This window comes from Corynebacterium sp. MC3 (genome assembly GCF_900099485.1).
GTDB lineage: Bacteria > Actinomycetota > Actinomycetes > Mycobacteriales > Mycobacteriaceae > Corynebacterium > Corynebacterium pseudogenitalium.
Map to the genome: position 1 here is coordinate 61,003 of NZ_LT622811.1, position 12,992 is coordinate 73,994.

General features: G+C 64.0%; 13 protein-coding genes and 1 pseudogene. 1 reads left to right on the plus strand and 13 read right to left on the minus strand.

Features of this window, described 5'->3' with window-relative positions; translation table 11 throughout:
- Position 1 precedes the first annotated feature (1 nt).
- Genes BQ4436_RS01860 through BQ4436_RS01870 form a run of 3 tightly spaced genes read right to left on the minus strand, consistent with a single transcriptional unit; the run spans position 2 to position 2,328 of the window.
- Positions 2–427, minus strand: coding sequence for a hypothetical protein (locus BQ4436_RS01860; protein ID WP_070975318.1), 426 nt, complete (start codon positions 425–427; stop codon positions 2–4).
- On the minus strand, positions 427–933 hold the full coding sequence (locus BQ4436_RS01865; RefSeq protein WP_070975319.1) for a hypothetical protein: 507 nt from the start codon (positions 931–933) through the stop codon (positions 427–429). The genes BQ4436_RS01860 and BQ4436_RS01865 overlap by 1 nt, the downstream gene beginning before the upstream one ends.
- A gap of 12 nt (positions 934–945) precedes the next feature.
- Positions 946–2,328 (minus strand): glycine--tRNA ligase, encoded by a 1,383-nt coding sequence (locus BQ4436_RS01870; RefSeq protein WP_070478005.1) that lies wholly within the window; start codon positions 2,326–2,328, stop codon positions 946–948.
- 114 nt (positions 2,329–2,442) lie between these two features.
- Here BQ4436_RS01870 and BQ4436_RS01875 point away from each other — a divergent pair, with 114 nt between their 5' ends.
- Positions 2,443–2,859, plus strand: coding sequence for a Fur family transcriptional regulator (locus BQ4436_RS01875; RefSeq protein ID WP_070975320.1), 417 nt, complete (start codon positions 2,443–2,445; stop codon positions 2,857–2,859).
- Here the strand turns inward: BQ4436_RS01875 and BQ4436_RS01880 are convergent.
- From BQ4436_RS01880 to dnaJ, 10 genes and pseudogenes are all read right to left on the minus strand, one after another.
- Positions 2,856–3,596, minus strand: coding sequence for an isoprenyl transferase (locus tag BQ4436_RS01880; protein ID WP_255366084.1), 741 nt, complete (start codon positions 3,594–3,596; stop codon positions 2,856–2,858). The two genes, BQ4436_RS01875 and BQ4436_RS01880, sit on opposite strands and share 4 nt — an antisense overlap.
- Positions 3,597–3,604: 8 nt before the next feature.
- Positions 3,605–4,342 (minus strand): DNA repair protein RecO, encoded by a 738-nt coding sequence (recO, locus tag BQ4436_RS01885; protein WP_070478007.1) that lies wholly within the window; start codon positions 4,340–4,342, stop codon positions 3,605–3,607.
- Positions 4,332–5,348, minus strand: a complete 1,017-nt coding sequence (gene era, locus BQ4436_RS01890) for a GTPase Era (protein ID WP_083329389.1) — start codon at positions 5,346–5,348, stop codon at positions 4,332–4,334. The genes recO and era overlap by 11 nt, the downstream gene beginning before the upstream one ends.
- Positions 5,349–5,865: 517 nt before the next feature.
- Positions 5,866–6,780 carry a DUF559 domain-containing protein gene (locus BQ4436_RS01895; protein ID WP_176754791.1) on the minus strand — a complete coding sequence of 305 codons (915 nt, stop codon included), beginning with the start codon at positions 6,778–6,780 and terminating at the stop codon, positions 5,866–5,868.
- Positions 6,781–7,252: 472 nt separating this feature from the next.
- A complete protein-coding gene (gene pdxY, locus BQ4436_RS01900; protein ID WP_070975323.1) occupies positions 7,253–8,104 on the minus strand; it encodes a pyridoxal kinase PdxY in 852 nt (283 codons plus the stop codon).
- 25 nt (positions 8,105–8,129) lie between these two features.
- A complete protein-coding gene (locus tag BQ4436_RS01905) occupies positions 8,130–9,470 on the minus strand; it encodes a hemolysin family protein (protein ID WP_070975324.1) in 1,341 nt (446 codons plus the stop codon).
- Entirely contained in the window at positions 9,471–10,037 is a 567-nt protein-coding gene (ybeY, locus tag BQ4436_RS01910; protein ID WP_070975325.1) for an rRNA maturation RNase YbeY, read from the minus strand. It abuts the gene before it with no gap.
- A pseudogene (locus BQ4436_RS01915) lies at positions 10,034–11,123 on the minus strand (PhoH family protein). Before BQ4436_RS01915 ends, ybeY begins: the two are co-directional and overlap by 4 nt.
- Positions 11,124–11,134: 11 nt before the next feature.
- Complete coding sequence (locus BQ4436_RS01920; protein ID WP_070975326.1) at positions 11,135–11,854, minus strand: 16S rRNA (uracil(1498)-N(3))-methyltransferase; 720 nt, start codon at positions 11,852–11,854, stop codon at positions 11,135–11,137.
- Positions 11,855–12,985 carry a molecular chaperone DnaJ gene (dnaJ, locus tag BQ4436_RS01925; RefSeq protein ID WP_070975327.1) on the minus strand — a complete coding sequence of 377 codons (1,131 nt, stop codon included), beginning with the start codon at positions 12,983–12,985 and terminating at the stop codon, positions 11,855–11,857.
- Positions 12,986–12,992 lie beyond the last annotated feature (7 nt).

Consider the following 12,992-nt stretch of genomic DNA (forward strand, 5'->3'; position numbering starts at 1 on the left):
GCTAGTAGCGCAGCCTACGCGTGGGCGTATCCACGTACGTGAGCGCCCACGTTATAAACAGCAGGTCCCCCACGAGCGCCTCGGAGGCGCAGTCCCCTAGAACGGTCACCTCCAACTCACCGTTGAGGTGGCCGTTTGTCGTTGCGACGGTGGTGCCGCGGGCGTCGATAATGTCGCGGCGACGCCCCCGGGTCCTGCGCACCGTGTATGGCCTGCCGCCGCATTCGGCGGTGTAGCGCGCCACGGTCAGGCTGGTCTTGCGCAGCAGGTAGCGCTGGCCGCGCTCGTCGACTGCACGCAGCGACGCGGGGAACGTCGACACCATGGTGATGCGGTGACCGTCCGCGGTGATCGTGGCGCCCTCCACGGTTGCCACCGCCGCATCGGTTCCTTCGAGCGCCGCACCGCGCCACCACACCGTGGTCATTAGAGGAACATCACCAGCACGATGATTCCCGAGAACAGCAACAGCGTGCCGATCAGCGCATTCGAAATCCCGAGCTTCTTCGCCTCCAGGACCTCGCGGCTCACCCACGCCAGCCCGGCCACGTCGGTGGCAGGCAGGGTGGTTTCGCCCTCGAACTCGAGGATTGCTTTGCGCACCCCGTTGTGGTCCTGGGTGAACTGCGCGACCTTCTCGCCGGCGGAGTCATTGACCACCCAGTTCTTGCCCCACTCGTTGACCAGCACGTAGGAGCGCTCCCCAATATGCACAGGGATCTCCTTCGCGCGTGCCAAGGAAGCGGTGGCTTCCACCACTGTCTCACCGTTACACTTCGCCACCGCGCCGGACTCAGGGGCGACCAGCAGGTCCCACTGCTGCCCGCCCACCGTTGCGGACTCGTGCGTGAACTCGCCGAGTACCTCCGGGCCGGCCTCAGCCAACAGCTTCGGGGCGTCGCGCTGCGAGCGGTCCCAGCTTACGTAATGCATGGCGAGTGCCTCCTAGCAGCCGATTAGGCGGGTAGCCAGGTATGCCTCGAGCTCGTCGATCTTGACGCGCTCCTGCTCCATCGTGTCACGCTCGCGGACGGTCACGGCGCCGTCCTCAAGCGAGTCGAAGTCGAAGGTCACGCAGAACGGCGTACCGGTCTCGTCCTGGCGGCGGTAGCGGCGGCCGATCGCGCCGGAGGTGTCGAAGTCGACATTCCAGTGCTGGCGCAGCTTCGCGGCGAGCTCCTCAGCGGGCTCGGCAAGCTCGGACTTCTTAGACAGCGGCAGCACAGCAACCTTCACCGGCGCCAGGCGTCGATCCAGCTTCAGCACCACGCGGGTATCCGTGCCACCCTTGGCGTTCGGGGCTTCTTCCTCGTGGTAGGCGTCGACAAGGAAGGCCATCATCGCACGGCCAAGGCCAGCGGCTGGCTCGATGCAGTACGGCGTCCAGCGTTCGTTGGCGGCCTGGTCGAAGTAGGACAGGTCCTCGCCGGACTTCTCGGAGTGCGTGCGCAGGTCGTAGTCCGTGCGGTTCGCGATGCCTTCGAGCTCGCCCCACTTGGAGCCGGTGAAGTTGTAGGCATACTCGATATCGACGGTGCGCTTCGAGTAGTGCGACAGCTTCTCCTTCGGGTGCTCGTACAGCCGCAGGTTGTCCGGGTTAATGCCCAGGTCGATGTACCACTGCAGGCGGTTATCAATCCAGTACTGGTGCCACTCTTCATCCTCACCCGGCTTGACGAAGAACTCCATCTCCATCTGCTCGAACTCGCGGGTACGGAAAATGAAGTTGCCCGGCGTGATCTCGTTGCGGAAGGACTTACCAATGTTGGCGATGCCGAACGGCGGCTTCAGACGCGCGGACGTCATCACATTCTTGAAGTTCACGAAGATGCCCTGCGCCGTCTCCGGGCGCATGTAGTGCAGGCCCTCCTTGTCGTCGACCGGGCCGAGGTACGTCTTCATCAGGCCCGAGAACTCACGTGGCTCAGTCCAGTTGCCCGGCTGGCCCGTCTCCGGGTCCTTGATGTCCGCCAAGCCGTTGACCGGCGGGTGGCCGTGCTTCTCCTCGTAGGCCTCCAGCAGGTGGTCCGCACGGTAACGCTTGTTGGTGTACAGCGACTCAACCAGCGGGTCCGTGAACACCTCCACGTGACCCGACGCCTCCCACACCTGACGCGGCAGAATAATCGACGTATCCACGCCGACCGTATCCTTCCGGGACTGCACCATGTGCTTCCACCACTGGCGCTTAATGTTTTCCTTCAGCTCGACGCCGAGCGGACCGTAGTCCCATGCAGAACGCGTACCGCCGTAAATTTCACCGGCCGGGTACACAAGGCCACGGCGCTTGCAAAGGTTAACAACGGTATCGATCTTGCTGGCTGACATGAACACTCCTCATATATGGGTGATGCAAAAACTACCCGCTTAGTGTAGCCAATCCCCCAGACACTTAGCATCTACCCCACCACATTGGCGCCGTCCGCTACTCTGGGACGCACTATGCCAAGCTCGAATAACCCCGTCAGGAAACTCGGCCCGCGCATGACACGCCAGCGTCAGGCCGTCGTGGATACGCTGCAGGCCATCGACAAGTTCAGCACCGCCAAGGACATCCACGCGGCGCTACTCGCGCGCAACGAGCAAGTCGGGCTCACCACCGTCTACCGCACGTTGCAGGGGCTCGCGGAAATCGGCGCCGTCGACGTCATCCAAAGCCCAGAGGGCGAAACCCTCTACCGGCACTGCCTCACCGAGCACCACCACCATCACCTCGTGTGCGTCAAGTGCGGCACCAGCGAGGAGATCGAAGGTGGCCCCGTCGAGTCCTGGGCTGAGGCCACCGCCAAAGAGCACGGCTTCACGCTCGTCGCCCACGAGGCCGAAATCTACGGCATCTGCAGCAACTGCCAGGCCTAATCAAACTTATCGACGGCCCCTCCGAACCTCCTGTCCCGCTTCGCATACTCGTAGACGGCGTCGAACATGTCGTCCTTGGTGAAGTCCGGGAAGAGCTTGTCCTGGTAGACCATCTCCGCGTACGCCGACTGCCACAGCAAAAAGTTCGACGTCCGCTTCTCCCCACTCGGCCGCAAAAACAGGTCCACGTCCGGCATATCCGGGCGGTACATGTACTTCGCGAACGTCTTCTCCGTAATATCCCCAGGGGCAATCTTGCCGTCCCGAGCGTCCTGGGCAAGCTGGCGGGCGCCGTCGATAATCTCGGCGCGACCACCGTAATTGATGCACATCGCAAGTGTGAGCCCCGTGTTGTCCTGCGTGAGCTCCTCGGCCGCCTCAAGCTCGCGCAGCACCGAGCGCCACAGGCGCGGGCGGCGCCCCGCCCACACGATGCGCACGTTCTTCTCGTGCAGTTCCTCGCGCTGGCGGTGCAACACATCGCGCGAAAAGCCCATGATGAACCGCACCTCCGAGGCCGCGCGGCGCCAGTTCTCCGTCGAAAACGCGTACGCCGACAGCCACTCCACCGACCCCATCTCGATGCAGGCATCCACGCAGTCCAGCAGCACCGCCTCACCACGCTTGTGGCCCTCGGTGCGCTTCATGCCGCGCTCCTGCGCCCACCTGCCGTTACCGTCCATCACCAACGCGATATGACGAGGAATAAACTCCGGGGAAATCTGCGGTCTGCTCATGGGAAACATTATGCCTGCTTCAACACTCGCAAACTTGTTAACCCCGCCCCCAAATAAAACTGCAGGTGAGCAGACGTCGCCCGGTGCACCTGCTCCGCGAACTCCTCCGAACACACATGGTCATGCTCCAAAAGCCACATCGAATGCAGCACCTCCGGGTCCACATCCATCGCCCCCGGCGGCCTGCACAGCGTGCACACCGCGCCGCCAGCCGCCGCGTGAAACGCCTTATGCGGCCCCGGCGCCTGACAGTTCGCGCAGTTAAACAGGCTCATCTTCCAGCCCGCGTGCGCCGCCGCCTTCAACAAGAACGCGTCCAACACCAAGGTCGGGTGCGTCGGCGACTGCAGACGCTCGAAGCCCTCCTGCAGCAGCGCAAATAACTCCGGATCCCCCTGATCAAAGGACAGCTTCTCCGCAGCCTCCAGCATCGCGCAACCCGCCGCGTACCTATCGAAGTCATCAATGATCGCGTGACCATAAAACGCGACGGTATCGGCGCTAGTGATCGTCGATAAGCCTCTGCCCGGATAGACCTGAACATCCACCTCGACAAAAGGCTGCAAGCGCGACCCGAACCGCGACCGCGCCTTGCGCACCCCCTTCGCCACCCCCCGCACCAGGCCATGATCGCGCGTCAACAACACAACAACGCGATCCGCCTCCCCGAAATCGTACGTGCGCACCACAAACGCACGATCACGCCACGACGGCCTCCCCGCCCCGCGGCCCCGCCTAGAAGCCAAGACGCCCCAACGCCTTCGGATCCTCCTGCCAGTTCTTCAACACCTTCAAACGCACATCCAGGTACACATTCTGACCCACAAGCTCCATAATCTGCTTCCGCGAACGGTGCACAATCCCGCTCAAACGACGCCCGCCAGGCCCCTCGATAATCCGCTTCTGACCAGGGCGCTCCAAAAACATCACCGCGTAAATCATCATCCGATCCGGGCGCTCCGGATCCGGATGCATCTCATCAATCTGCACCGCCACCGAGTGCGGCAACTCCTCACGCAGCCCACTCAGCGCCTCCTCACGGATCAACTCCTCAATCCGCGCCTCGACGCCCTCATCCGTCACCTGATCAACCGGATAAAACCGCGGGCCCTCCGGAAGCTTGCTCACCAGCACATCCAACAGCACGTCCAGCTGCACCCGGTCCTTCGCAGACACCGGCACCAACTCCACGTCCTTACCCAAATACTCGTGCATCTCCAACAGACGCTCCCCCACCACGTCCTTCGGCACCGTATCCAACTTCGTCACGATGCCCACAATCGGCGTCTTCGGCTTCGCCGCCCGAATCTCCTCCAAAATGTAGCGATCCCCCGGCCCCAACTTCTCATCCGCAGGCACCGTAAACCCAATCACGTCCACATCCTGGTACGTATCCTTCACGATCTCATTCAGCCGCTGCCCCAACAACGTCCTCGGCCGGTGCACCCCCGGCGTATCCACCACAATCACCTGCGCATCCTCCCGATTCACCACCCCACGAATCGGCCGACGCGTCGTCTCCGGCTGATCCGCCATAATCGCAATCTTCTCCCCCACCAACGCATTCATCAGCGTCGACTTGCCCGTATTCGGCCTGCCCACAAAGCTGACAAAGCCCGACCGAAACCCCTCCGGGGTCTGCGTGAAGCCGGCGTAGTCGGGGGTGCTTGGCACTGGGTTCGCGTCGGTGTTCGCGTTTGCGTCTGCTGGTGCGTTGGACAAGTCCGGGAACTCCGGGAAGTTTTCGCTCATGGTGCAAAAGTCTACCCTGTGCGGTGCGGTTGGCAGTGCAGTGTTGTCGCTGTTGTCGTGCTGTTGTTTTCGTGCTGTTTTCGTGCCGCTTTCGCTCCGGTGGAGGTGTTAAAGGAGTGCGACGCTGGTCGCCAGAAATCGGCCCGGGAAGGTGAAAAAGCGCGACCTGCATCGCACGCTTCTAAGCGCACGCTTTTAGCAATTTGGGGTGCGCTGGAGGCAAGTTGTAGCGCTGCTGGGTGTCTACGACGGTGCGGAAATGGCGTGCTGCCATCTGAATTCGCGTGACTCTCGTGCCGCTTTCACTCCGGTGGAGGTGTTAAAGGAGTGCGACGCTGGTCGCCAGAAATCGACCCGGGAAGGTGAAAAAGCGCGACCTGCATCGCACGCTTCTAAGCGCACGCATTTAGCCAAATGAGCGCGAAAGCGGCGCGAAACAGGTTGCGAAAGCGGCGCAAAACGGGCGCGAAACACGTGGCGAAAACCAGAGCGAAACGTGGAACGAAACGGACGCGAGCTACCGGCGGGCGCGGTTCAGGGCGGAGTGGACCGTCGATAAGAAAGAGGCGGGGTTGCTTTCCACATCGTGGGGAGAAAAACGGATCAGCTCATAGCCGAGATTGCGCAGAGTATCGGCGCGGCGCTTCTCCTTCAGCAGCACATCTGCCGTATCCACGTCGGGGCCAATGTACTTCATGTTCCCATCGATTTCGATGATCAGTGCGTTTTCCACGAGAAGGTCTACACGGTAGCGCGTCGAGTCTATCCATACGTTGGACAACACATTCCTGAAGCCCGCGTCTAATAGCACTGCTCTGGTATAGGACTCCGGCGCAGACTCCGGACCGAGCACCGCATACTGAACAGCCTTCCGAGCTGCCCCAATCCCATGAAACCGGGGAGTCGTGCGCATTAAATACTGCAGCTGTGGCGCGATGAGCGTGCGCGAATAGAGCAGCCAGTCCGCGGCTACGAGTGCGTGCTTGAACCCTGCCTCGCGGGCAATCTCCAAAAAGGTCCGGTACGGAGTTGTTGTGCTCAGATGCTGGCCTTGCACCACCTCATCCGGCCGAAATCGCGACCGCACGTAGCGTACATCCGGCTGCCGAGTCGGCTTCGGCGGCGGGTTGTGCGTCAACATCGAGACCTGCGGCATCGGCTGATTGACCGTCCACATCCCCAGCAGGTGCGCCGCCGCCCGCCCCGTCACCACCGCAGTCTGCGCAACCGCACCGACAGCGAAGCTCCGCGCCCAGTCACGCTGGTACTGCGGGACCTCCTCAATTATCGACGCCGGCACCGCCACCCCCGACGACAACCTCACTAACTCGCCAGAGTCCAAGCGCTCCCGCACCTCGCGGCTCACGTTCACGCAGCTCCGAACGTCAACGAACTCTGAGCGCAGCCGTGTTTTCCAGTCCCCCGTATCCATGCGCCTCATTGTGGCAGGTATGTGGTCACCGGCGCCAGGGTTTTTCGGCTTTGCACACCATGGTGTGCATCCGGGGGCACCCGACCTGGCCGCGAGCGCTGCCTCGAAAACGCCTCAAATACCACCTCGAAAACGTTCCGGTGGAGGTGTTAAAGGAGTGCGACGCTGGTCGCCGAGAATCGGCCCGGCAGGGTGAAAACACGCGACCAGCATCGCACGCTTCTAAGCGCACGCTTTGAGCAAAATGGGCGCAAATTAAAGGCAGTTGCGACCCTGCTTTGGCCAAAAGCGAGCTGTTTACAGTACTTTCTCCTGCAGTTTTCGCTCCGGTGGAGGTATTAAAAGCGTGCGACGCTGGTCGCCGAGAATCGGTCCGGCAGGGTGAAAACACGCGACCTGCATCGCACGCTTTTAATCGCACGCTTTAAGCAAAATGGACGTGGAAGCGTGCGAAAAACGCCGGCGAAACCGGCTAGAGCGCCTCGACCTCGAACTGCAGTTGCGGGTTGGCGTAGGCGTCCTGGGACTCGACGAGCAGGAGCTCGGCGGAGTCGGCGTCGTAGGTGCGCTTGAGCAGGTCGTAGACGGAGCTGGCGGTCTTGGCCAAGGCGTCGGCGGCGTTGCCGCCGCGCAGGTAGTGGCCGGTGAAGAGGGCTGCGGTGACGTCGCCGGAGCCGTTGCGTTTGAATGGCAGGCGTGGGGTGCGCACGATCCACTTGCCGTGATCGTCGACGGCGATCATTTCGATGGTGTCGGCGGGGGCGTCGTCGCGTTCGACGGAAGTGACGAGGACGGTGGAGGGGCCCATCTCGCGGGCGGCGTCGACGGCGCGGAGGGTGGAGTCCAGGTCGGTGACGTCTTGTTCTACGAGGTAGCCGAGTTCGAACTGGTTGGGGGTGATGAGGTCGGCGACGGGGACGACGCGGTCGCGGAGGAGGGGCGGGATGTTGTCGGAGACGAAGCAGCCGGATTTGGCGCTGCCCATGACTGGGTCGCAGGCGTAGATGGCGTCGGGGTTGACGGCTTTGACGCGGGCGACGGTGTCGATGATGACGTCGGCGATGTCGTCGCCGCCTTGGTAGCCGGAGAGGATGGCGTCGACACGCGGGAGGGCCCCGCGCTCCTCGATGCCGTCGATGATGGCCGCAACCTCCGTGGCTGGGATCATTGGGCCTTTCCAGGAGCCGTACCCGGTGTGGTTGGAGTAGTTGACGGTGTAGACGGGCCACACTTCGTGGCCGATGCGCTGCAGTGGGAAGACGGCGGCGGAGTTGCCTACGTGGCCGTAGGAGACGGCGGACTGGATCGACAAGATATTGCTCATGGGGATAAGCGTACAAACCTGACGGCTACTTGTCTTCAGAACCCCCGTCTGAATCTTCCATGGGTGCTTCGGCGGGTTCGGGGACCTCGATGAGCACGCTGCGGGTCTTGATGCGTCCGCGCCGGTCGCGGCCGCCTTCCGCGGTGTAGCGCAGGCCGTCGTGGACGATGGCGGAGCCCGGCAGCGGCACGCGGCCCAGCTCGTAGGACAGCAGGCCTGCCACGGTGTCGACGGAGTCGGTGACGTCCTCCTCGAAGGCGAGCTCGTAGTCGAGGTTGTCGGCGAGGAAGTCGACGAGGTCGTCGAGAGGCAGGCGTGCCTGGGCGCGCAGGGTGCGCGCGGCGACGAACTCGATTGGGGCGTCTTCGTCGTCGTCGTATTCGTCGGTGATTTCGCCGACGATTTCCTCGAGGAGGTCCTCCATCGTGAGCAGGCCGGCGACGTTGCCGAACTCGTCGATCACGATGGCGATGTGCGTGTTCACCCGCTGCATCTCTTGCAGCAGCACGTCGAGCGGCTTGGAGTCCGGGATGAACAGCGGCTCACGCATCAGGGTGGACAGCACGGTGTCCGGCGCCACTGGGGTGCCGGTGGGGCCGAACATGTCCTTCAAGTATGCGACGCCCACAATCTCATCGACATTCTCCCCGATCACGGGCACGCGGGAATGTCCGGAGCGCACCATCAGCGTGGTTGCCTGGCGGGCCATCTTCTCCCCTTCAATCCAAATCATTTCGGGGCGCGGCACCATGATTTGGCGGGCGTGGGTGGAGGCGAGGTCGAAGATGTTTTGGATCATGCGGCCCTCGGCGGTTTCCACCACGCCTTTCTCCTGGGCGATGTCGACCATCTCGCGCAGCTCCACTTCGGTGGAGTACGGGCCGTCGCGGAAGTCCTCGCCGGGGTGGAACAGGTTGCCCACCCAGATGAGCAGGCGCGATACCGGCCCAAGCACGCGGTTGACGATGACCAGCCACGGCGCCGCCTTCAGCGAGATCGTGTAGGGGTTGCGGCGCCCCGCGGTGCGCGCAAACACACCGATGATGCTGAACTGCAACAGTGTCACCGACGCGACGGCGGCGATGATCGCCCACGCGTCGGAGGGGATCAGGTCCATCGCCAGCATGGCGGCGAAGACCGCTGCAACGGCGTCAAGGACGGTGCGCAGCATGACCAGCATGTTGATCTGGTTCGCGCGGGCGTCGACAACTCGGGCGAGTGCCTTGGCACCTGAGACTTCGTCCTTGACCATGGTCTCGACGCGCGCGCGTGAAATCGGGGTCAGCGCCGATTCGACCGATCCGAACAGGCCGGAAAGCAGCAGCGCGAGCACGGCGACGAGGCCGTAGGCAACGGTGAACTCCATTTAGTCGCGGCCCTTCATCATGCGATCGAGCTCCTCGCGGTCGGCGGCTGAGGGAAATGCATGGGCGCCGGTCGGCTTGGGCTGGTACTCGATGCCGCGTGCCGCCAGCGAGTCGTACCAGTCCGCGAGCAGCTCGTTTTGCAGCGAGAACATCTCGCGTTCCTCGTCCGGCATGACGTGGTCGTAGCCGAGCAGGTGCAGCACACCGTGGACGGTGAGCAGGGCGAGCTCGTGGCCTAGGTCGTGGCCTGCCATCTCCGCCTGCTTGCGGTCAAAGGATGGGCACAGGATGATGTCGCCGAGCATCGCCGCGCCGAACGGGGACGCGTCCGGGCGTCCGCCGCCTGGGGTGAGCTCGTCCATCGGGAAGCTCATGACGTCCGTGGGCCCTTCCAGATCCATCCACCGAACGTGGAGGTCGGCCATGGTGGCTTCGTCGACAAGCGTGATGGTTGCCTCCGTGTCTGGGTGCACATCCATGGCTTGCAGGGCGAAGGAGCAGACATCGACGAGCATCTCCTCGTTGACGTCCGCCTCCCCCGATTCGTTGAGGACTTCAATACTCACTGTCTTGCCTCTTCTTCGCGTTGTTTTCGTTCGTAGCGTGCGGCGTTGCGCGCGTCGTGCTCGTCGTAGGCTGCAACGATCCGAGAGATCAGGTGGTGTCGCACGACGTCCTCTGCGCGCAGGTCCTGGAAGGAAATGCCCTCGATGTCGCCGAGGATGCGGCGGGCGACGCGCAGGCCGGAGACCGTGCCTCGTGGAAGGTCAACCTGGGAAATATCGCCCGTGACCACCATCTTCGACCCAAAGCCCAGGCGGGTGAGGAACATCTTCATCTGGGATCCGGAGGTGTTCTGGGCCTCGTCGAGGATGACGAACGCGTCCGAGAGGGTGCGCCCGCGCATGTACGCCAGCGGGGCGACTTCGATAATGCCGGCCTCGATGAGCTTCGGGATGGCTTCCGGGTCCATCATGTCGCGCAGCGCGTCGTAGAGCGGGCGCAGGTAAGGGTCGATCTTGTCGCTGAGTGTGCCCGGCAGGAAGCCGAGCTTCTCCCCTGCCTCGACGGCGGGGCGGGTCAAAATGATGCGCTTGACCTCTTTATTGTGCAGCGCCTGCACCGCCTTCGCCACGGCCAGGTACGTCTTGCCGGAGCCCGCAGGCCCAATGCCGAACGTGATGGTGTTGTCGTCGATCGCGTCGACGTAGGCCCGCTGGCCTGCCGTCTTCGGACGGATGACCTTGCCGCGCCGCGAGATGATCTCCGCGCCGAGCAGCTCCGCCACCGACTCCGGCGACTCCACCTCCATCAGCGAAATCGCGTGCGTGACGGTATCCGCGGTAATGGGAACGCCGCGCCGCGCCATCGACTCGAGCTCGTCGAGCACCCGCAGCGCTGTCCCTTATTCACATCTAGATGGGCATAAGCGACCGGGAGTTCACGGTGGCGACGGGCCAACCCTCGTGGGCCCAGTTGGACCTGTCTCTCATGCGCATCTCCGGGCCCCGCACGGTCACCGCGTTGCCGCGCGCGTGCACGTCGGCGCCGAGGTGTTGGTTGAGCACCCGCAGGTTCGTGTCATTAATACCGAGCACGTCCTGGGTGTATACAGAGTCAAGCTCAATGTTGCGCGTGACCAAAGGTTCCATGTCGCCTAACCCTACCAGCGCGTCGTTAGCGCGCCGATTGCGCATAGTGCAGCAAAACCGGCGCTGGCGGTGCGCAACACTTCCGGCCCGAGGGTGACAGCGCGGGCGCCGATGAGCTCGAGCTCATCCTCGCCGATGCCTCCCTCGGGGCCCACGATGAGCCAGATGTCCCGCCCGAACTCGACGGTGGTCAGCGGCACGGCCGCGTCTTCGTGCAGCACCAGCGCCTGCTTCTCGACGCCCCCTTCGCCCACCTCGGCAAGCAGGTCCTTCAGCTGGTTCGTGGTCACCGGATCTGCGACCTGCGGCACCCAGGCCCGGCGCGCCTGCTTCGCGGACGCGATCGCCTGGTGCTGCCACTTCTCCACCTGCTTGGCCTGCTTGGCGGCGGGCCAGCGCGCGATGGTGCGGTGCGAGATCCAGGGGACGATGGCGTCGACACCTCCTTGCACGGCGAGGTCGACGGCGAGCTCCGCGCGTTCCGACTTCGGCACTGCCTGCACCAGGGTGACGCGCTGCTTAGGCGCGGGCACGGCGCGGACTTCGAGCACGTCGCCGCGCAGCTGCTGTTTATCGCTGTGGCGGACGATGACGTCGGCGACGGTGCCGGCGCCGTCGGTCAGCGCGATGTGCTCGCCGGGCTCGATGCGTTTGACGAAGGCGTGCTTCGCCTCGTCGCCGTCGAGGGTGCCGCTGGCCGGGTCGGGGGTGAGGAAGTACGGGACGCTCATTTAGCGGCGGAACCTGTCGCGCATGCGGGAGAAGAAGCCTTCGTCACGCTCGTCGTCGTGGTGGACGCCGGCGGCGTCGCCGCGGGCGTCGCGAAGCTGCTCGAGGCTGCGGCGCTCGTCGCCACTGAGGTGCGTCGGCACGACGACCTGGATGTGGGCGATCATGTCGCCGTGGCCCTCGGCGCGCAGGCGTGGCATGCCCTCGTCCTCGAGGCGGACCTCGTCGCCGGGCTGGGTGCCGGCCGGGATCTCGATGGTGGTCGTGTCACCGGCAAGGTTTTCGACGTCGATGCTGGTGCCCAGCGCGGCGTCGTACATCGGCACGTTCAGGCGCAGGTGCAAGTCGTTGCCGTCGCGCACGAAAATCTTGTGTGGCGCGGTCTGTACCTCCACGTAGAGGTCACCGGCGGGACCGCCACCGTGGCCGACCTCGCCCTGCCCCGCCATGCGGATGCGCATCCCGTTGGCGATACCCGCCGGGATCTTTACCTTCAGGTCGCGGGTGGCGCGCACCCGACCGTCGCCGGCGCACTGGCGGCACGGATCCTGGATCACTTCGCCGTAGCCGTGGCACTTCGGGCAGTCGTGCGTGGTCATCACGTTGCCCAGGAAGGACTGCTGCACTTCCTGCACCACGCCCTGGCCCGCGCAGTAGTCACACTGCACGGCCTTCGCCTCAGACTCGGAGCCGGTGCCGTGGCACTTCTGACACAGCACCGCGGTATCCACGGTGACCTCCTTGGTCACGCCCGCATAGGCGTCCTCCAGGGTGATCTGGGTGCGCAGCAGGGCGTCGTTGCCCGGCTGGACGCGCGAGCGCGGCTCGTGGCTGCGCCCGCCCCCGCCGAAGAAGGCGTCGAAAATGTCGCCGAAGCCCCCGAAGCCGCCGCCACCGGCGCCGTCCATGCCGCCCTGCTCCATCGGGTCGCCGCCGCGGTCCACGATGCTGCGCTTCGCCGGGTCCAGCAGCACCTCCTGCGCCAGCGAGATCTCGGCGAACTTCTCAGCCGCCTCATCAGACGGGTTCACATCCGGGTGATACTTGCGGGCGAGCTTCCGGTACGCCCTCTTGATTTCCTGCTCGGTCGCCTCTCGGTCAACGCCGAGGATGCCGTAATAATCACGAGCCACTAGTTAG